General features: G+C 40.2%; 15 protein-coding genes and 1 pseudogene. 12 read left to right on the forward strand and 4 right to left on the reverse strand.

Going from position 1 to position 21776, the window contains the following annotated elements; translation table 11 throughout:
- Positions 1 to 6: 6 nt before the first annotated feature.
- The 12 genes from tatA to ACXZ1K_RS05915 all read left to right on the forward strand — a co-directional run bounded on the left by tatA (position 7) and on the right by ACXZ1K_RS05915 (position 17594).
- On the forward strand, positions 7 to 390 hold the full coding sequence (tatA, locus tag ACXZ1K_RS05860; RefSeq protein ID WP_458972451.1) for a twin-arginine translocase TatA/TatE family subunit: 384 nt from the start codon (positions 7 to 9) through the stop codon (positions 388 to 390).
- Positions 391 to 400: 10 nt separating this feature from the next.
- Positions 401 to 610 carry a Sec-independent protein translocase subunit TatA/TatB gene (locus tag ACXZ1K_RS05865; RefSeq protein WP_458972452.1) on the forward strand — a complete coding sequence of 70 codons (210 nt, stop codon included), beginning with the start codon at positions 401 to 403 and terminating at the stop codon, positions 608 to 610.
- Between the two features lie 35 nt (positions 611 to 645).
- The gene (gene gatA, locus ACXZ1K_RS05870) at positions 646 to 2070 is read left to right on the forward strand and encodes an Asp-tRNA(Asn)/Glu-tRNA(Gln) amidotransferase subunit GatA (protein WP_458972453.1); all 1425 of its coding nucleotides are present in this window, start codon (positions 646 to 648) and stop codon (positions 2068 to 2070) included.
- A 17-nt stretch (positions 2071 to 2087) separates the two neighbouring features.
- Positions 2088 to 3305, forward strand: a complete 1218-nt coding sequence (locus ACXZ1K_RS05875) for a lytic transglycosylase domain-containing protein (RefSeq protein WP_458972454.1) — start codon at positions 2088 to 2090, stop codon at positions 3303 to 3305.
- 125 nt (positions 3306 to 3430) lie between these two features.
- Positions 3431 to 5746, forward strand: coding sequence for an NADP-dependent malic enzyme (locus tag ACXZ1K_RS05880; RefSeq protein WP_458972455.1), 2316 nt, complete (start codon positions 3431 to 3433; stop codon positions 5744 to 5746).
- Between the two features lie 3 nt (positions 5747 to 5749).
- The gene (gene ruvA, locus ACXZ1K_RS05885; protein ID WP_458972456.1) at positions 5750 to 6334 is read left to right on the forward strand and encodes a Holliday junction branch migration protein RuvA; all 585 of its coding nucleotides are present in this window, start codon (positions 5750 to 5752) and stop codon (positions 6332 to 6334) included.
- A 9-nt stretch (positions 6335 to 6343) separates the two neighbouring features.
- Entirely contained in the window at positions 6344 to 13531 is a 7188-nt protein-coding gene (sov, locus tag ACXZ1K_RS05890) for a T9SS outer membrane translocon Sov/SprA (protein ID WP_458972457.1), read from the forward strand.
- A gap of 90 nt (positions 13532 to 13621) precedes the next feature.
- Entirely contained in the window at positions 13622 to 14002 is a 381-nt protein-coding gene (gene gcvH, locus ACXZ1K_RS05895) for a glycine cleavage system protein GcvH (RefSeq protein WP_458972458.1), read from the forward strand.
- Positions 14003 to 14086: 84 nt separating this feature from the next.
- The gene (locus ACXZ1K_RS05900; protein ID WP_458973238.1) at positions 14087 to 14410 is read left to right on the forward strand and encodes a VanZ family protein; all 324 of its coding nucleotides are present in this window, start codon (positions 14087 to 14089) and stop codon (positions 14408 to 14410) included.
- Positions 14411 to 14595: 185 nt separating this feature from the next.
- A complete protein-coding gene (locus tag ACXZ1K_RS05905) occupies positions 14596 to 14811 on the forward strand; it encodes a FeoA family protein (protein WP_458972459.1) in 216 nt (71 codons plus the stop codon).
- 3 nt (positions 14812 to 14814) lie between these two features.
- Positions 14815 to 16962 (forward strand): ferrous iron transport protein B, encoded by a 2148-nt coding sequence (gene feoB / locus ACXZ1K_RS05910; protein WP_458972460.1) that lies wholly within the window; start codon positions 14815 to 14817, stop codon positions 16960 to 16962.
- A gap of 17 nt (positions 16963 to 16979) precedes the next feature.
- A complete protein-coding gene (locus ACXZ1K_RS05915) occupies positions 16980 to 17594 on the forward strand; it encodes a SprT-like domain-containing protein (protein WP_458972461.1) in 615 nt (204 codons plus the stop codon).
- Here ACXZ1K_RS05915 and ACXZ1K_RS05920 read toward each other — a convergent pair.
- The 4 genes and pseudogenes from ACXZ1K_RS05920 to ACXZ1K_RS05935 form a co-directional block, all read right to left on the reverse strand.
- On the reverse strand, positions 17549 to 18349 hold the full coding sequence (locus ACXZ1K_RS05920; protein WP_458972462.1) for a hypothetical protein: 801 nt from the start codon (positions 18347 to 18349) through the stop codon (positions 17549 to 17551). The genes ACXZ1K_RS05915 and ACXZ1K_RS05920 overlap by 46 nt on opposite strands.
- 46 nt (positions 18350 to 18395) lie before the next feature.
- Entirely contained in the window at positions 18396 to 19409 is a 1014-nt protein-coding gene (locus tag ACXZ1K_RS05925; protein WP_458973239.1) for an alpha-ketoacid dehydrogenase subunit beta, read from the reverse strand.
- A gap of 96 nt (positions 19410 to 19505) precedes the next feature.
- Positions 19506 to 20374, reverse strand: a pseudogene (locus tag ACXZ1K_RS05930) (thiamine pyrophosphate-dependent dehydrogenase E1 component subunit alpha); the annotation flags it as partial.
- A 1-nt stretch (position 20375) separates the two neighbouring features.
- Entirely contained in the window at positions 20376 to 21767 is a 1392-nt protein-coding gene (locus ACXZ1K_RS05935; RefSeq protein ID WP_458972463.1) for a LutB/LldF family L-lactate oxidation iron-sulfur protein, read from the reverse strand.
- Positions 21768 to 21776 lie beyond the last annotated feature (9 nt).

The raw sequence follows: 21776 nt of genomic DNA on the forward strand, positions 1-21776 counted from the left end.
TAAGCGATGTATAGTGCGACATTAGTTGAATTTCTGAACATGGGTGGTGGCGAGATCATGTTAATCTTAGCCGTAGTGTTGTTGTTGTTTGGAGGTAAGAAATTGCCTGAGCTTGCCAGGGGATTGGGAAAAGGAATAAGGGATTTTAAAGATGCTTCCGAAGGTGTAAAAAGAGAAATCCACAGGAACATTAATTCCGTAGGTATTGCAGATGATATCGATTCGGTAATAAATGATAACAATACTGGCAGCAGGTATCATCCAGAAGAAACGGCTACTAGCAATATACATACGTCAACAAATGAAGGGATAAATCTGGAAAAGAAGACAGCGGTAGCTGAGCCTTTAAATGTAAACGATAGAATAGAAACTGATAAAACTAACCTTTAACTAAAATATCATGTTAAATACAACAATATTGGCCGCTTTAGGTGGCATGGAGATCGCTGTTATCCTGGTGATCGTTCTTTTACTTTTTGGAGGCAGGAAAATTCCTGAACTGATGAAAGGATTGGGTAAAGGTATTAAAGAATTTAAAGACGGTAAAGATGGTGTGGACGAAAATGAGCCAGTTGAACGCAACAGGACCAATACCAACAAGCCTTTATAGGTTCTATCTATTTAATTTTATTGCATTACTGAAGTTTGAAGAAGTACAATTCTCTTAAAGAGATACAAGCATTTATAGCTCAAAAGGTACTTACAGTACCACAGTTATTAGACCATTATTTCCAGCAAATAGAAGATCAAAAACACCTCAATGCATTCAATGAGGTGTTTTTTCTTTCTGCTTCGGCCCAGGCAAAAAGGGTGCAGGATAAAATAGAAGCCGGAACCGCTGGAAAATTGGCAGGTATGGTTATTGGTTTGAAAGATAACATCTGTTATAAAGATCATGAAGTAACAGCATCCTCAAAAATGCTGGAGGGATTTATTTCTCCCTATTCCGCTACAGTGACGGAGAGATTGTTGCAAGAAGATGCAGTTATCATCGGTAGGTTAAATTGCGATGAGTTTGCTATGGGCGGCTCTAACGAAACCTCTTTCTATGGTCCTGTTAAAAATGCAGCCGACCCAAGTAAGGTGGCAGGTGGATCATCAGGTGGTTCTGCAGTTGCGGTTCAGGCTGACATGTGTCTTTCTGCTCTAGGGACTGATACCGGTGGGTCTGTAAGGCAACCCGCAGCGTTTTGTGGCTGTATTGGGTTTAAACCTACTTATGGAAGAATTTCACGTTACGGCGTTATCGCCTATGCGTCTTCTTTTGACCAGGTAGGAACCATTACATCATCCGTTAGTGATGCTGCACTATTACTTGAAGTTTTAGCTGGGGCAGATGATTACGATAGTACGGTTTCTCAGCGTCAAGTTCCGGCATATTTTGCTAATCTTACCGGCAGTGGTAAACGAAAAATTGCCGTGCTGAAAGAGACACTGGATAGCGAAGCCCTTGATCCGGAGATCAGGCAATCTATATTGCAAGCTATTGAATCATTTAAAGAACAAGGACATACGGTTGATTACGTATCGTTCGACCTGCTGGATTACCTAGTGCCAGCATACTACGTGCTGACTACGGCAGAGGCATCTTCTAATTTGTCACGTTTTGATGGTGTACATTTTGGACACCGTAATATGGAAGCTGCAAGCTTAAATGAGTTGTACAAAAAGTCGCGTTCAGAGGGCTTTGGGGAAGAGGTTAAGAAAAGAATTTTGCTTGGTACTTTTGTACTTAGTGCAGGTTATTATGATGCCTATTACCAAAAGGCTCAACAAGTGAGGAGGCTGATTAGGGAAAGAATGGAAGCCTTACTTGTAGATTACGATATAATCGTTACACCCGTAGCACCGACACCAGCATTTAATATCGGTGATAATATGGCCGATCCATTGGTGATGTACCTCGCGGATATTTTTACCGTGCTGGCATCGTTAACCGGAATACCTGCAGTGGCGATACCTTTGGGCAATAACAAGGCGAGTTTACCGTTAAGTATTCAATTAATGGCTAAGCACTTCGCTGAGGAGGAATTACTTTCTTTCGCTCATGCGTTTTTAAACGAAAACTAAAAGATTGAACAGTGCCTATGAAAATACAAGTACATTTTTTATCGTATTGCATTTTGGCTTTAACCGTATTCCCGGCAGCCGCACAACAATTTCCAATTTCTTTAAATGATACGACAGCGGTTCCGGTTTTACCCGAGACACCGTTGTTTATAAATTACAATTTTGCTTATAAGAACAGGCTTGACTCTATACAGAAAACCGTTCCTTTAACCTACAATGAGCACGTTCAAAAATACATAGATGTTTATAGTGGCAGGAAAGAGATGATGGGTAGAATGCTGGGGTTATCTGAATACTATTTCCCGATCTTTGAAAAAGCATTGGAGAGTTACCATATTCCAAACGAAATTAAATTCCTGCCGATTATAGAATCTTCAATGAATCCTCATGCCGTTTCCAGGGTTGGTGCGACGGGGTTGTGGCAATTTATGTTTGCTACAGCAAAAGGATACGGTCTAAGCATTGACAATTACGTTGATGAGCGCAAGGACCCGATTCAGGCTAGCTATGCTGCTGCTGCCTATTTTAGAGATGCGTACGATCAGCTGGGCGACTGGATTTTAGCCATTGCCGCTTACAATTGTGGCATGGGCGCAGTGAAACGGGCAATGGAAAAAGCAGACTCTAATGATTTTTGGGCCATCAGGCGTTTTTTGCCAACGGAAACCAGAAATTATGTTCCCGCATTTATTGCTGCGGTATATGTAATGAGTTGTCCAGAAAAGCACCAGATACAGACACAGCGCAACGCATTCTTGAAAAACACAGATACGATACAAGTCAGTCGATTTATTTCTCTTTCTACGCTCGCGAAGGCCATGAATATGGAAGATGAAGATCTGATTAGTCTAAATCCGTCTTACAGGAAAAAAATAGTTAACGGCTCTGAATCCGCACCAAAGCGAATTATTCTTCCAAAAGTTAGTTTGGCGGACTTTACAGTACTTTATGATGTGTTGAACAAGGAGGAAGAACCTGAAATGAAAGTGTTTCTTGCTTCTGATGGGGAACATCATATATCTAAGAAAATTAAAGCAAAGTCTAAGAGTCTGTTTTTTTACCATACGGTGGCTTCAGGGCAGAGTCTTGGAATTATAGCCAACAAATACCACGTGGAAGTACAGGATCTTAAGGTTTGGAATAAATTGAAAGGCTCTGCTATTGCTCCAGGACAGAAGCTTAAGGTTTTTAACATCCAGGAAGAGAAGAATACATCAAGGCCTTTTAGAGGTTAAGTAGCTTGTTCAGTTTGTTCAAATTCATCTAAATTTAGTATCTGTTATGTAGTTTGGAAGCCTTTTTTTATTTTAAGGCTATATAAAAGAATTGTAACTTTGACCTTTTACAATTATCCATTTTTATGAGTAAAATCAATAGAAAACAAGACGCTTTAGACTACCATTCTCAGGGGCGTCCCGGGAAGATCCAGGTCATACCAACTAAACCTACTAACTCTCAAAGAGATCTGGCATTAGCCTATTCTCCAGGAGTAGCTGAACCTTGTTTAAGAATAGCTGAAAATAAAGAAGAGGTTTATAAATACACGGCTAAGGGCAACTTGGTTGCGGTAATTAGTAATGGCACCGCAGTTCTAGGATTGGGAGATATTGGTCCCGAAGCCGGTAAACCAGTTATGGAGGGTAAGGGTCTTTTGTTTAAGATTTTTGCTGATATAGATGTATTCGATTTAGAGTTAAATACCAAAAATGTTGACGATTTTGTGAAGATCGTTAAAGCTTTGGAGCCAACATTTGGTGGAGTGAACCTAGAGGATATCAAGGCTCCCGAATGCTTTGAAATAGAGCGTAGGTTGAAGGAAGAAATGAATATTCCTGTGATGCATGATGACCAGCATGGGACTGCTATCATTTCTGCAGCTGCATTATTAAATGCCTGCGAGCTGCAGAAGAAAAAAATGGACAAGATTAAGATTGTAGTTAATGGCGCCGGTGCAGCTGCCATTTCATGTACAAGATTATACGTTTCTTTGGGCGCAAAGAAGGAAAATATTGTGATGTGCGACCGCTCAGGTGTGATCAGGGAAACCCGTGAAAATCTGGATGTAATTAAGGCCGAATTTGCGACATCAAGAAAACTAGAGACCCTCGAAGAAGCCATGAAGGACTCAGATGTATTCATAGGTCTTTCTTCTGCAAATTGCGTAAGCCAGGACATGTTGAAATCCATGGCTAAAAACCCTATTGTTTTTGCGATGGCTAACCCTGATCCGGAAATTGCTTATGAGCTAGCTGTAAGCGCACGAAAGGATTTGATTATGGCAACTGGACGCTCTGATTATCCTAATCAGGTAAATAATGTGTTAGGCTTCCCGTATATATTTAGGGGGGCTTTAGACGTGAGGGCAACTGGCATTAATGAGGAGATGAAAATTGCTGCAGTCAAAGCTATTGCAGAATTGGCTAAAAAGCCGGTTCCGGAAGCAGTGAACATGGCATATAATGTAAACAACATCAAATTCGGTAAGGAATATATCATTCCAAAGCCAATGGACATCAGATTAATGACCAATGTATCTACAGCTGTTGCAAAAGCTGCAATTGATTCTGGCGTCGCCAGGAAGATCATCACTGATTGGGATGCATACGTAGAAGAATTGAAGCGCAGGCTAGGTGGGGATGATGCCATCATGCGTGCTATCACCAATAAAGCAAAATCAGATCCTAAGCGTGTAGTATTTGCTGAAGCAGATAATTATAAAATTTTAAAAGCTGCACAGATTGTTAAGGATGAAAATGTAGCGATTCCTATTTTATTGGGCAATAGAGCAGTTATTGAACGAATTATTGAGGAAAATGCCCTTGATCTGGCAGGTGTAGCCATTATTGATCCTTTTGAAGAGAAGGAGCGGATGAATAAATATGCAAATTTCTTATATCAGAAAAGACAGAGAAGGGGAGTAACATTATTGGAAGCCTCTAAAATGCTGCGGGATAGAAACTATTTTGGTGCATCAATGGTGGAGTTTGGAGAAGCGGACGCCATGGTATCCGGTTTAACAAAAAACTATGCTACAACCATTAAACCAGCATTACAGGTAATTGGTACTGAAGAGGGTGTTAACCGTGTAGCAGGGATGTACATGATGATGACAAAAAAAGGTCCTGTCTTTTTTGGTGACACCACTGTTAATGTTGATCCTACTGCTGAAGAATTAGTGGATTTGACCTTGCTATTGGAACGTGCTGTAAGCAAATTTAACATCCAACCAAGGGTTGCTTTACTGTCATATTCTAACTTTGGGTCTAATGAAGGCGTAGTGCCCGAAAAGGTAAGAAAGGCTGTGAAATTATTGCATGATCAGCATCCTCATATCGTTGTTGATGGTGATATGCAGGGCAATTTTGCCATTAATAATGAACTGTTAAGAGATAATTTTCCATTTAGCAGATTAATTGATGCCCCCGCAAACACGCTGATTTTCCCAAATCTGGAATCGGGAAACATCGCTTATAAATTGCTGCAGGAGCTTGGCGAAGCGGAAGCGGTAGGACCAATTCTGCTTGGTTTGAAGAAGCCTGTTCACATCGTGCAACTGGGTAGTTCTGTGAGGGAGATCGTAAATATGGTAACTATAGCGGTTCTGGATGTACAGGGGAAGGAAGCGGAAGCCAATTCAAAAAGAGGCGGTTTACTAAAAAGAATTTCAAAAAAATAAGGTATGTACGAGTATATTGATGGCAGGTTAACCTTTAAATGTCCCGCTTATATTGTGGTTGAGGCCGGAGGTATAGGTTACCACATTAATATTTCTTTAAATACTTACAGCCTTTTAGGAAGCGCTGAACGTTGCAAGATTTACACCTGGCTACACGTTAAGGAGGATGCACACACGCTTTATGGCTTTGCGGATGAGGGGGAGCGAAGGTTATTTCTACATTTGATATCAGTGTCTGGCATTGGTCCCAATACCGGTAGAATGATGTTGTCGTCCATTACGCCCAATGAGATACAAACTGCGATTGTAAATGCAGATTTAACCTTAATACAGCGCATAAAAGGAATCGGTGTCAAATCAGCTCAGCGACTTGTACTGGAGTTGCAGGACAAATTAAAGAAAGAAGGATCCGGATCTTTGATAGCCGCTCCGCTTAATAATACAGTGAGGGAGGAAGCTTTATCTGCTTTAATGATGCTGGGGTTTGCTAAGCCTGCGTCTGAGAAAGTATTGGATAATGCAGTAAAAAGCGGTGGTCTGGAATTGTCTGTAGAGCAGTTGATCAAGTTTGCCTTAAAAAACTTATAATTTTTAGAATTGAAAAGACTTTTAACGCTTATTTTCTTTTTAATTGTGTCTTTAAGTGGGCGGCAAGCTTTTTCACAGGTTGCTCAAACAACAAAGGCAATTGATACGGCAAAGAATAATTTCAGCTTAAAGGAAAAGAGTCGGTTGGGAATCAGGCCCGTGTCCAATCCGTTTACACCACTTCCCGGAAATTTGCGCAGGGAAGTTGATTATGACGCGGTAAGCAAGCGATATGTGATCAGGCAGATGCTTGGCGATAAGCAGATGGCAATCCCCCAATATCTTTCCATAGACGAGTACCAGAGACTTATTAGTAGCGAAATTAAACGGGAAAATTGGCGTGCTTTTTCCAATCAAGAAGTCGACGAGGTGCGGCGCACTGGTATAATACCCAGTCTAAAAGTCAATAGCAGGGCTTTTGAGCGTATTTTTGGAGGAACAACTATTGATGTGCAACCTCGCGGAGAAGCTGAGTTAACTTTTTTGGGCCGTATCAACAGAAACGAGAATCCTCTTTTCAATGAGCGGCAAAGGGTTCAGGGCAATTTTGATTTTAATCAGCGGATACAGATGGACGTAATCGGAAACATCGGTACCAAACTGAAAATCAACATGAACTACAATACTGAAGCCCAGTTTGATTTTGAGAACCAGGTTAAGTTGGATTATACGGGCGGTGAAGACGATATCATTAAGAAAATAGAGGCAGGTAATGTCAGTTTGCCGTTAAACACGACATTAATTACTGGAACACAAGCCTTGTTTGGTATCAAGACGCAATTACAATTTGGAAAATTAAATGTTAATACGGTTTTTACCCAGCAGAAGTCGCAGTCCCGCGAAATACAGATTAGCAATGGGGCTCAACAAAATGAGTTTAAAATCAGCGGAGATAATTATGAAGCCAACAAACATTACTTTTTGGCACAATACTTCAGGAACAATTACAATAAGGCGCTTTCCAATCCACCTACAATCACATCTGGTGTAATTATTACCAAGATTGAAGTATGGATTACCAACAAGTCTGGAAATACACAGGATTCCAGAGATGTGCTGGGTTTTATTGATTTGGGAGAGAATAATCCATACAATACTGCCCAATTGAGCGGTGTTGGTTATTCTGCCCTTCCATCGGGATTTAACAATCCGCTTTTTCCCAGAGCGTCAAATAATTTATTGGAAAAGTTACCCCCAGGAGCACGACAAACAAATTCTAATGACATCATTTCATTTTTTCAGGCGAATGGGGGAACAGATAATTTTGCCAAGCTGACTTATGCCCGTAAATTGGCAGACAGAGAATTTACATTCCATCCGAAATTGGGCTACATTTCTCTGAACAATGCGTTAAATACTGATGAAGTGCTGGCGGTGTCCTATCGGTACACGTTCAATGGCGTAGAATATCAGGTAGGTGAGTTCTCAACAGATATACCTTTTGATCAGGCTGCACCTAAAGCATTGTTTGCAAAATTATTGAAGAACGAAACTACTAAAACCAACTTACCTACCTGGGATTTGATGATGAAAAATATCTATAGTATTGGTGGTTTTCAGATCAGCGCTCAAAATTTCAAACTCGACATTTTCAGGACTGATGAAGCTAGTGGGATAGACCGGCCTGTAATAACGGAAGGGGAGAAACTTGATCAATTTAATAAGCCTTTAAAAGATAAATTGTGGTTACAGGTAGTTGGACTTGACAGATTGAACCAACAAAATGAGTTAAAGCCTGATGGAATCTTTGATTTTGAAATAGATAACGACCCCTTTAGCTCCACCAATAATAGTTCAGGCGGTACATCGTTTGGTAATGCCGGGACTCAAACCAACACTACGAACAACACTGCTGTTTTAGTTACAAACACCAAAAATGGCTACATCACTATAGATCCCTTAAATGGCCGGATTATATTTCCTCAATTAGAACCTTTCGGTAAGGATCTTGCAGCACAGTTTTTGCCATCAGAACAGGCATTTATTAATAAATACACCTATACCGCATTATATGACTCCACCAAGGTTATAGCACAACAACTTTTTACCCGGCAAAACAGGTATGTGATAAAAGGTAACTACCAATCGGAAATTTCGTCTGAGTTTAGCCTGAATGCGATTAATGTACCAGAGGGTTCAGTTAAAGTGTTTTCTGGTACAATTCCACTGCAAGAGGGGGTTGATTTTACAGTGGATTATCAGGGCGGAAGAGTAAAAATTCTAAATACAGGCTTGCTGATCTCAGGGCAGCCAATAAGGATTTCTACAGAAAATAATGAGCTCTTTGGATTGCAACAAAGATCATTATTTGGTACAAGGCTAGATTATAAGGTAAACAATAAACTCAACTTAGGAGGAACTTTCATGAGTTTGTCTGAAAAGCCACTAACCCCTAAAGTTAACCTTGGCGAAGAGCCTATATCAAACAGCATCTGGGGAATGGATGTAAACTATAGTTCGGCGTCGAGATTCCTAACCAAAATGGTTGACAAATTGCCGTTTATCTCTACAAAAGCGCCATCTAACATCACATTTTCGGGCGAGTTCGCTCAACTTTTACCTGGACATCCTAAAGCTCTGGATGTGGGGGGATCCACTGGTGGAGTCAGTTTTTTGGATGATTTTGAGGCATCCCGCTCTATAATTGACTTAAAGAGTGCAATTGCCTGGCAGTTGTCTGGTACGCCTCAGCTTTTTCCGGAATCACAGCTGATAGACAACCTTGCCTATGGTTATAACAGAGCGCAAATTGCCTTCTATAATATCGATCCGATATTCTATAACAGAACGGCAAGTAACCTACCAGCTAGTTTGAAAGGTAACAGAACCGAATTGTCAAATCACTATGTAAGAGAGGTTATAGAGCAGGAAGTATTCCCATTCAAAGAAACAGCGATAGGACAAGCGGTAACATTGCCTACCTTAGACCTTGCGTTTTACCCGATGGTTAGGGGACCCTATAATTATACGCCAACTGGATTTACAGCTAACGGGTCACTTACAAACCCGCGTTCCAGATGGGGTGGTTTATTTAGAAGACTAGAAACAAATGATTTTGAAGCCCTCAATATTGAGTTTATTGAATTATGGGTGATGGATCCCAATATCTATAAGCCAAATTCTGCGGGTGGAGATCTTTATTTTAACCTTGGAAATATATCTGAGGATATTTTAAAAGACGGCCGAAAATCATTGGAAAATGGCTTGCCTGCAAATGGCGATCAAAGTAAATTTGATGAAACAAACTGGGGTCGTGTACCAAAATTGCAGCCTGTTGTTCAAGCTTTCGACAATGACCCAGGTGCTAGAAGAATTCAGGACGTTGGCTTAGATGGATTGTCCAATGCCGATGAAAAGAGCAAGTTTGCCGCATTAATTGCGCAGATAAAGGCGCAGTTAAATCCAGATGCTGCTGCTGCACTTGACAACGATCCATCATCAGATGATTATTCTTACTATAGAAGCGGGTTCTTGGACCAGTCGAATGCTGGCATCCTTAAGAGGTACCAACGTTATAACGGAACAGAAGGTAATTCTAAAACACCTCAGCAATCTCAGGAGGATTTCGGAGTAGAGAATTCTGCAAGCACATCTTTGCCTGATGGGGAAGATGTAAATAGAGATAATAACATGACGCAAAGTGACGAATATTACCAATACAAAGTATCTATGCGTCCGGGAGATTTACAGGTAGGGCAGAACTTTGTTACGGATAAAATTACTTCCCAGGTAAAACTTGCAAATGGAGTTACTCAGCCAGTTACCTGGTACCAGATCAGGATACCGCTAGCACAATACCAACAAAAAGTAGGAAATATTCAAGACTTTAAGTCAATCCGTTTTATCAGGATGTTTATGACCAATTTTGCAGATACTTCTATATTGAGATTTGGTAAGATACAGTTGGTTAGGGGTGAGTGGAGACAATATAATGTTAACAATGACCCTTCTCAGGTTATTGTTGACCAGGCTTTGTTGCCAGTGGGCGCTGATAATTCAACTATAGAGGTTGCCACTGTAAATATTGAGGAAAACGGGAAACGTACACCAATACCCTACGTAGTGCCGCCTGGGATTGAAAGAGAACGAGATTTCAGCAATTACCGCGGTGATACCAGACAAAATGAGCAGTCGTTGTCCGTTAATTTAAGAAACCTCCGAGATGGCTATGGTCGGGCTGCCTTCAAAACTGCTATAAACGATTTCAGGTCTTATAAGCGACTGGAAATGTATGTGCATTTAGAGGCGTTGGGCAACACGCAACTCAATGATAATGATTTAAATGCTTTCTTAAGAATAGGTGCGGATAACCAAGATAATTATTATGAATATTCGTTGCCATTAAAAGTAACATCACCTGGAACAAGCGATCCTTACGCGATTTGGCCAGATCAAAATAAGATAGACATAAAGCTGGAGTTGTTCCAAAATGCCAAATTAGCCAGGAATAAGGCACTACTTAATGGACAGCCCTGGCCAGTGAATATTCCGTTTAATTATGTGGAAAATGGTTATTCAATTACCGTAAAAGGGCAGCCGGATATGAGTAAAATAAGGGTTTACATGCTTGGCCTGAAAAATCCGTTGAGGAATGCAGCTATACCGCTAAGAGACGATGGATTGGATAAAAGTGCTCAGGTTTGGTTTAATGAATTGAGGTTAACAGAATTTGATGAACGTGGCGGTTGGGCGGCGACCGCCAGGATGAATGCCCAACTGGCCGACTTTGCTGACGTAAATGTTTCCGCAAGTAAGTCTACTATTGGTTTTGGTTCCCTTGAAAAGCGGGTTAGTGAAAGGAATCGGGCAGATAACGTATTTTTTGATGCTTCATCAAGTATGGAACTTGGAAAGTTTTTGCCAAAGAAATCAGGCATACGAGTTCCTATGTTTGTAAGTTACTCAAGCCAGGTAAGTACCCCTCAATATGATCCGAGAACCCCAGATATAGAATTAAAAAACGCGTTAGACGCTGCAACAAAAACAGAGAAAAGGGAAATATTAAACTATGCTCAGGACTTTACTACAAGGAACAGCATTAGTTTTACAAATGTACGCAAAGAACGGACGAACCTGGAGAAAACACCAAAGGTTTGGGACGTGGAAAACTTAAATGCCAGTTATGCCTATACCAAGTTTGCACATCGTGATTTTATTAATCAAAATAATATACAGCAAACATATAGGGCATCTTTAGCATACAACTATGCGTCTCAAGCTAAAGTATATAGCCCTTTGGATAAGCTAATTAAATCAAACAAGTTGGCTTTGTTAAAGGAATTTAATTTTAGCATATTGCCAAGTGCCATTAATTTTAGGATCGATCTTGATCGTTATTATTCAGAAAACAGCCTGCGTAATAATGATCCAAATAACTATATTCCTATAAATACAACTTACAATAAGAACTTTCTGGTGACAAGGGTTTACGGGATAACCTGGAATTTAAGTAGGTCCATGACGCTGGATTTTGATGCAACTAATTACTCTATAATTGATGAGCCAGAAGGTAGGATTGAAGGTATTAAACGTGACACACTTTGGCAGAATCTAAAACGTTTGGGCAGAAATACAGATTATACGCATAATTTGAACCTGACGTATAATTTGCCGATCAATAAAATACCAGGGTTGGAATGGGTAACGGTGACCACTAGATATGGTACTAATTTTAACTGGCAAACAGAGCCGCTCTCCACATTGAGAGATCCCAGCATCAATCTTGGAAACACGATACAAAACTCAAGAGTAGTCCAGGTTAACCCAAGTTTGAATTTTACTGGTCTGTACAATAAGTTTGGATTTGTTAGAAAAGCAAACCCTACTGGCGAGAAGCAAACAGGAACAGGTTTCTTCATCGGGCTTTTGACAGGAGTAAAGAATGTTGCCGGTGCTTATACTGAAACTAAGGGTATATTTTTGCCGGGCTATTTACCTAAGACCAGTTATCTGGGTTTGGACAACATTACTGGCGCGCCGGGTCTTGGATTTGTTTTGGGTAGTCAGAGAGATATCAGAAACCTGGCGTTGAGTAATGGCTGGATAACCAGTGATACACTCCAGTCGCAATTATACATTAATACACTCAGAGAAGACTTGAGTCTTACCAGTTTAATAGAACCTATTCGAGATTTGAGTATTACGCTTACTGCAAATAAGAACCGCACTTTAAATTATTCCAGCAATTTTAGATACGACAATGATCTTCGTGATTTTAGGAACCTGAGTCCTTTCACTACCGGAGATTACAGTGTGTCGTTCATTACGCTTGGAACTGCGTTCTCTGAAAATTCGGGAAGTACCTTCTCTCAGCTATATAGCAATTTCATGAACAACCGGCAGGTGATTTCAAGAAGGTTGGGTGGTATTAATCCTAACTCATCCGGTACATCCGGAGGTTTTGCAGATGGCTACGACAAGAATTCACAAGACGTATTGGTATCGGCATTTTTAGCTGCATATACTGGGAAAGACGCCTCATCTTCCAGTTTGAGTACTTTCCCGAAAATACCACTACCAAATTGGAGACTGAATTATAGGGGCTTGACACGGATCCCTTACCTGGCTGATAAATTTAGTTCCATTGATATAAAACATTCTTACCGGTCCGTTTACAGCGTGAACGGTTTTAATTCCCTGATTAGGTATCAGGAAACAAATGGTGCATCAAGCACGAGAGATGTTAACAATAATTTTCTTCCTAATTATCAATATAGTCAAGTTACTATTGCGGAGCAGTTTTCTCCGTTAATTGGTGTAGATACCCGACTAAAGAATAACCTTACAGCAAATTTCGAACTCGGCAGGTCGAGACTATTGGGACTTAGTCTCTCGAATAGTCAACTTGCTCAACTCTCGGAAAACAATATGGTTTTTGGAATTGGCTACCGAACCACTAAGTTTAGGTTCCCATTTGGGTTGTTTAGCCAATTGAAGATGGATAACAACATGGACTTTAAGCTGGATGTAGCCGTTCGGGATAATAAAACGGTAATATATAGGGCAGATGTTGCAGAGGCCGAAGTATCATCAGGAGCAAAAAACATTACAATGCGGCCAAGCGTAGATTATATACTGAATCAGCGCTTTAATATTAGGCTGTTTTACGATTCTAATATTACTAAGCCATACACCTCACAAACATTTAATACATCTTTCAGTAATTTCGGATTTAGTTTGAGGATTACATTGAATTAGGATTGTGATAAATAGCGAGAATAATTACCTTTGAAACGCAGGTAACTTACTTTGCATAAAAAAACTATATTAATATATAAAATTTAGAAAATGAATTTTCCATCAGAATTAAAGTACACAAAAGACCACGAATGGCTTAGAGTTGAAGGCAATGATGCTGTGATTGGTATAACTGATTTTGCACAGCGTGAGTTGGGCGATATTGTATATATAGATATTAATACTGTTGGGGATGAAGTTGCTAAAGATGAGGTGTTTGGCACTGTTGAGGCAGTGAAAACAGTTTCTGATCTTTTTATGCCGGTTACAGCTACTGTATTAGAAGTGAATGACTCATTAAACAATAGTCCTGAATTGGTAAACTCTGATCCCTATGGTGAAGGATGGATGGTGAAAGTAACATTAGCAGACCTTGCTTCAGTTGATGAACTATTGGATGCTGATGCATATAAGGCTCTTGTTGGAGCATAATAAATGGGGTTTTTAAGAAAGATAAAATACCACAGCTGGGCTATTGCCTGGTCTGTCTTTATTTTAATACTTTGCTGCATGAGAATGCCTGCCTCGTCGAGGTCAGGCTTTTTTTTTGAAGGCTTTGATAAGCTTGTTCATTTAGGTTTCTTCTTTATACTAACCGTTCTACTTTTTTTTGGCCGAATTTTAGAAAAAAAGAGCTATCGTTTTCGGTTTTTTACCATATTTAATATACTGTTTATTACTTCTGCAATAGGGGTTGGAATTGAGTTGATACAATGGAAGTTTTTTCCATATCGGTCTGCCGAGGTTTGGGATTTTGTTTGTGATATGTTGGGCGTCTTAATGGCAGTTTGCAGTTACGTACTTTTGCATAAATCAGATTATTATGAAAAGAAAAACTAGTTTGCTGATATTATTGCTTTCCGCAACTTTAATTGGAGGTTGTGGTATTTTCAATTCAGGATGTAAATGTCCGAAAGTTAGTTATAGCGCCTATCCACAAAAATAGCCTCGGGTTAACCATGTTCTCTATTTGGATTTATTATAAATTAAGGCTAAATTGCGCCTGAAATAATATATACAAACAGATGAAACTTTCGCAATTGAATCCTGGAGAAACGGGAACCATTGTTGCATTTACAGACCTTGAAATGTCAGTTAAACTGATGGAAATGGGCTGCTTGCCGGGGGAGCTTGTCGAAGTTGAGCGCTTTGCACCATTGGGTGATCCTATCGCAATTCGAGTTGCCGGATATCAGCTCTGCTTGAGAAAAAGCGAGGCATCTATTATTATAATACAATAGAACTTGGCGAAAAATATTAAAATTGCTCTTGTTGGTAATCCCAATACTGGTAAGTCTACTTTATTTAATCTGCTTACAGGATTAAACCAAAAAATAGGCAACTTTCCCGGTATCACAGTTGATAAGAAAATAGGTTACTGCAATCTTCCGGATGGAAGAGGTGCGGAGATCATAGATCTTCCCGGAACGTATAGCTTATATCCAAAGAGCAGGGATGAAAGTATTGTATTTCAGGTCTTAGCTGATAAGGAAAATGCCAGTCACCCCGACCTGATTGTACTTGTTGCCGATGCCACAAATTTAAGGCGGAATTTATTGCTCTGTTCTCAAGTATCAGATTTAGATATTCCAATGCTGTTGGTTCTTAATATGACCGACATGGCAAAAAAGGAGGGGATTGATATTAATGTAAACAAACTTTCTGAGCGGTTAGGAATCCAGGTAGTCGAAATGTCTGCCAGGAAGAATGAAGGTCTCGATAAGCTTAAAGTTGCGCTATCCAATACAGGACGTATTAGCACGCAGGTACCGGGTATCGATGTTTCGATTTTCGCAGCGCAGGCAATAGGTGAAATTAAAAATGAGCTTAATACCGAAAATGATTATTTCGCTTTACAAGTTTTACACCAACATGAACATCTGGTTTTTCTTAGCGACAGACAACTGGAAGAAATTGAGAAGATAGTGCAACAACATTTGTTCGAATCATCCAAAGTTCAAGCCGCGGAGACCATTGCCAGGTATCGACACCTAAGCACCGTGTTAGCAGATGTAATAAAAGTTACCGGAGCTGAACGTAAGTTTAAACTGACAGACCGATTGGACTCGGTATTAACTAATAGATTCTGGGGATTTTTTATCTTCTTACTCATTCTTTTCTTTGTTTTTAACGCCATCTTTTCTTGGTCTGCCTATCCAATGGATCTTATTGAATCAGGATTTACCTGGTTAACTGGCTATGGGCATGAAATCTTGCCACAGGGTGTACTAACGGATCTTTTACTGGATGGAGTAGTTGCAGGTTTGGGTGGTATTGTAATATTCATTCCGCAGATAGCAATTCTTTTCGCATTAATTTCCATTTTGGAAGACACTGGTTATATGGCCAGAGTTACTTTTATGATGGATAAGATCATGCGTAAGTTCGGTTTGAGCGGTAAATCTGTAGTACCTATGATTGGTGGTATTGCTTGCGCAGTGCCTTCCATAATGAGTGCAAGAAATATTGAAAATTGGAAAGACAGGATGATAACGATTATGGTTACGCCGTTGGTAAGCTGCTCTGCAAGGCTGCCAGTGTATTCCCTGATGATCACCCTCGTGGTGCCCAATAAAATGTATTTTGGTTTTATTAGCTTGCAGACGCTTACGTTTATGGCCATGTACATCATCACAATTGTGGCTGCGATGCTTGTGGCTTTTGTAATGAAATTTATCCTTAAAGCGAAAGAGCGCTCTTACTTTATCATGGAACTTCCAGTTTACAGGATGCCAAGATGGAGTAATGTATTTTTGACGATGTACGAAAAGTCTAAAACTTTTGTGCTTGAGGCTGGTAAAGTAATTATCGCGATTTCTATAGTTCTTTGGGTTTTGGCTACTTACGGTCCGCCGAAAAGATTTGATGGCATCAATGCTAAATATCGCTCGCTAGAGAAAAAGTTTGATAATGTTAAACTATCACCTCAAGACAGCGTAACTTTTAATAGTCTGCAGCGTGATATGGCTGCAGAAAAACTGGAGAATTCTTATGCCGGTATATTGGGGCAGTCTATTGAACCGGTGATAAGACCTTTGGGTTACGACTGGAAAATTGGCATTGCGCTGATCACTTCATTTGCTGCCAGAGAAGCCTTTGTAGGCACTATGGCAACAATTTATAGTGTTGACAGTGTGGATGATGATGCAGGTGAAATGAGGCTTAGGGATAAGATAAGAGATGCCATAGATCCGGAAACCGGCTTGCCGATATTTACTTTCGCCACAGCACTATCTCTTATGCTTTTCTATGCCTTCGCGATGCAATGCATGAGTACTGTCGCTGTAGTTTATCGGGAAACCAAATCCTGGAAATGGCCTGCTATACAGTTTGGTTACATGACGGCATTAGCTTATGTGGCCAGTTTGATTGTCTATCAATTTCTAAAGTAATTCCGTAACTTGTGGTTGTGGAAAAGGAGAATATCTTAGCACAATATATGCCAGTTGGAGCATCCCCCGTGATTGCGCGTTGGATCGACTATTTTCAGTGCGAATTTAAGATATCAAAAACTCGCTCAACTAAACTTGGCGACTATAGGCATCCCCATAAGGGAATTGGCCATAAGATTTCCGTAAATAATAATCTCAATGCCTACTCGTTTCTAGTGACAACCGTACATGAATTCGCTCATCTGTTAACATGGAATGATCACAAAAATAACGTTAAGCCGCATGGTGAAGAATGGAAGCGGAATTTTAAGAAAATGATGGTTCCATTTCTGGAAAAGAAAATCTTTCCGGAAGATGTTCAATATGCTATTGTAAATTATTTGAATAATCCAACTGCTGCTAGTTGTACGGATTTGAACTTGTCAAGGACGCTAAAAAAATATGATGCAACTGCGAACGATAGCGCTCATAGGTTAGAAGAACTTCCATTAAATGCCACTTTTACTATAAAGGATGGAAGACGATTTAAAAAAGGGGAGCGACTGCGAAAAAGATTTAGATGTACGAGTCTTGATAATGGAAATATCTATTTGTTTAACCCACTTGCTGAAGTTACCTTAACTGGAACATAAACCGCTTCATTGTTCACAATATTCCACTTTAAATTTAATTTCTGATTTCTAAACAAAGAGGGATCTTGTTGCAGACTATCTATAAATGCGTCTTTTTGAATAACGTTCAAACTTGCAGTGTAACCTCCTGGAATCTTGCTTTTTAATAGCAATGAGGCGGCATCTGATCCTGGAATAAATTGATCGAATACCATTTCAAATCTATTCCTGCCAGCAATGGCATCATTCAAAAACTGCACAGAATCCTGGAAATTGATTGCATTCAGCTGGTCTGTTTTAATCTCCTTAAAAGGTATCGGTAAAAGTTTTTCTGCTGATGACGCAGTCTTTTGATCTTCCAGAAATGGTATGTTTTTTCTCAAGTAAATGCGATCATTGGTAAATACGATATTCCTGTCTTTCATTAGTTTACTATTCTTTTTGATGAGAATAAGGCTATCATCTTTGAAGTAATATTTCTCACTATTTCCGCTTATCCCTTCGTTACCTGTATACTTCACCAACATAGTGGGCATTCCCTGAAAGCTATACCGCTCAACATGGAACGAGGATTCACCGGCTATATAAATAAGGCTTACCGATTTTTCCATAGCATTCAAACTTGCATCAATAGAATCAGCATATAAAATGATTTGCTGTGGGCTCAGACCTTCTCCAGTGCTTTTGTTAATGAGGTCGGCCTGGGGATGTTTGCTGCCTTGCGTGCAGGCATTGAATACCGATAAAATAATAAGGAGGAATGTTGTTGTTTTCATGTAATATGCTGAGCAGGATACAGTTCCATTATCGTGCCAAGCAAAATTAGTAGGCCAGTATCCGGCTGATCGTATCTGCCAGCCTGCTATTTGCGAGAAAAGTATCTTCAAGTGTCTTGTTCATAGGAATTGCTGTATCTAGACTTGCACATCTCATTACCGGAGCATCCAGATATTTAAAACAATGCTCACTGATCCAGGCAGCTATTTCGGCTCCGAAGCCTGAGCTTAAAGTATCTTCATGCAATATGATCACTTTTCCTGTAACTTTAACAGCTTGTTCTACTGCTTCTCGATCCCATGGTTGCAGACTTCTGAGATCAACAAGTGTGCAAGATAACTCAGTATTTTTATTCAAATAGTTTAATGCCCAATGAACCCCAAGTCCGTAGGTGATGATACTGAATTGACTTCCTTTTCTTAAAATAGCTGCTTTACCAATTTCAACCCCGTAATACCCCTCGGGAACAGATCCGCTTGTGCTGCGGTAAAGATATTTATGTTCAAAATAGATGACAGGATTAGGATCATCTATTGCAGCTAACAGGAGTCCTTTGGCATCTTCAGGAAATGCGGGGTATACGATTTTTAGCCCAGGTGTTTTGGTAAACCACGCCTCATTGCTTTGTGAATGAAAGGGACCTGCACCCGTTCCTGCACCGGTAGGCATCCTGATCACTACATCTGCTTTTTCACCCCACCGGTAGTGTGTTTTTGCCAGATTGTTTACGATTTGGTTGAACCCACAGCTTACAAAATCGGCAAATTGCATTTCTACAATAGCTTTAAAGCCATTAATAGACAATCCAAGCGCCGCCCCGATGATAGCAGATTCGCAAATGGGGGTGTTTCTCACCCGGGCTTTACCGAACTTCTCCACAAAGCCTTCAGTAATTTTAAATGCGCCTCCATATTCTGCGATGTCCTGCCCCATAATAATGAGGTTGTGATGCCTTTGCATACCTTCACTAAGTGCGTCCGAAATCGCATCTAAAAATCTCATGTGTTTTTTCGAATCGCTAATGGAATCTTTACCTATCGGGTTAGCTGGAGCGTACATATCTGCAAGCTCCAATTGACTACTGGCTATCGGTTCGGCTTCTGTAAAAGCAGTTTCAATTTCAACCTCAATTTGGCTCTTAAGTCTTTCTTTCAGCGCAGCTATATCTTTTATATGAAGAACATCAGTATCCAATAAATACTGTTCATAATTTTTTACCGGATCCTTAAGCTGCCAAGAATCAAGCAGTTCTTGCGGTACATATTTTGTGCCGGATGCTTCTTCGTGGCCACGCATTCTAAATGTGAGACATTCGATAAGCACTGGCTTTGGGTTTACCCGCATTTTTTGCGCCGCTAGGGCAATGGTATCATAAACTTCAAGAATGTTATTTCCGTCAATCTGAATACCCTCAATGCCGTAACCAATTGCTTTATCGGACAGATTTTGACATCTGAACTGTTCTTTGACTGGTGTTGATAATCCGTAGCCATTGTTCTCGATCAAGAATATAACGGGTAAATCCCATACAGCAGCCACATTTATGGCCTCATGAAAATCTCCTTCACTTGTTGCACCTTCTCCTGTGAAAACCAGCGTAGCTTTTTTTTATTAGCAATCACATCAGCTAGTGCGATACCGGCAGCAATAGCCATTTGTGGACCAAGATGAGATATCATTCCAATAATCTTATGTTGCTGACTTCCAAAGTGAAAAGAACGGTCCCTGCCTTTGGTGAAACCGGTAGCCTTGCCTTGCCATTGGGCCATTAGTTTTTGTAAGGCGATTCCCCTTGATGTGAAAACACCAAGATTACGATGCATCGGTAGAATATATTCAGAAGCCTCCATGGCCATGGTACTTCCAACCGCAACGGCTTCTTGCCCAATACCAGAAAACCATTTACTAATACGGCCTTGCCTTAAAAGGATAAGCATTTTTTCTTCGATCATTCTAGGATAAAGGAGTTGCCTGTAGAATTGAATCAATTGGCTATCACTTTTCCCTTTCCTGTCGAAGATCATGTTAAATGCTTTTATGATCTTTGTTTTTCTCCACCCATTGCTTTGAAAAGGATTTTTCTGCGATCACAGGCATGTTTCGGTATTTTCCCCAAATTTTGCCAAACATTGATTTAAGGAAGAAGTTCTTTATTTTACCGCCAACTAGATCCATTCTGGAGCGCTTTAACATGCTTGCTTTCCAAACTTTCCAGCCAAATTCTTCAATCCTAGTGTTGTCATGGTTCGCCGCAGCATCACGCCTATTGAGAAGCAGCATTTTATGTATGTCTATTTTGACAGGGCAAACTTCAGAGCATTTTCCGCAGAGACTGGATGCATAGCTTAGGTGTTTAAACTCTTTCATGCCCTTGAGGTGTGGAGTGATAATAGAGCCGATTGGCCCGCTGTAGGTAGTATTGTAAGTGTGTCCTCCAATGTTTTTATAGACTGGGCAAGCATTTAGGCATGCCCCGCAGCGGATACAATACAAACCTTGCCTTTGTTCTTTTTGAGCTAAAAGATTGGTGCGGCCATTGTCGAGTAAAATCACATACATCTCTTCTGGCCCATCTGTTTCAGACCCACGTCTTGGACCACTCAGTATTGTGTTATACACAGTTAAGTTCTGACCAGTTCCGTGGCTTGCTAGTAGGGGCCAGAAGAGGTCGAGATCTGCAATAGAAGGGATTACTTTTTCAATACCTACAATGGCTATATGTACTTTTGGAAAGGTAGTGCAAAGCCTGGCATTTCCTTCATTTTCAGTGAGCGCAATGCTACCAGTGTCTGCAATTAGAAAGTTACCGCCACTAATCCCAATATCCGCACTAAGGTACTTTTCTCGAAGCAATTCACGTGCTTTCTGAGTAAGTTGCTGAGGGGTGTAATCTAATGGAGTTCCAAATTTTTCGTGGAAAAGTTTGGCGATGTCCTCCTTGCTTAAGTGCATTGCAGGAGTTACAATGTGGTAGGGAGGCTGTCCAAGTAGTTGAACGATATATTCACCAAGATCACTTTCTAGGGACTCAATACCATTTTTTTCAAGAAAATCGTTTAAATGAATTTCTTCGGTTGTCATTGACTTCGACTTAATAACTGTTTTTCCACCAACCTTCGAAATAATGTTAAGAATTTCCCGCTGAGCCTCTTCAGCATCGTTAGCCCAAATTACTTTACCACCCCTTTTTTGGAAATTAGACTCAAACTCAGGGAGCATTTTGTCTAGATTCTCCATTACTCTCCATTTTATCACATGGGCTTTTTTCTTGGAGTTTTCCAAGTTCTCAAACTTTGATAGGCCACGCTCAACTGCTATGTTGTATTTTCCTATATTGTGATTAATGGTTTTACGATGTCCTTGATCGAATGCTTTCTCATCTGCCTTTACCAAAAATTCTTCCGCAATCTTAGTCATGTTCAAACT

The organism is Pedobacter jaeyakensis (assembly GCF_054461315.1).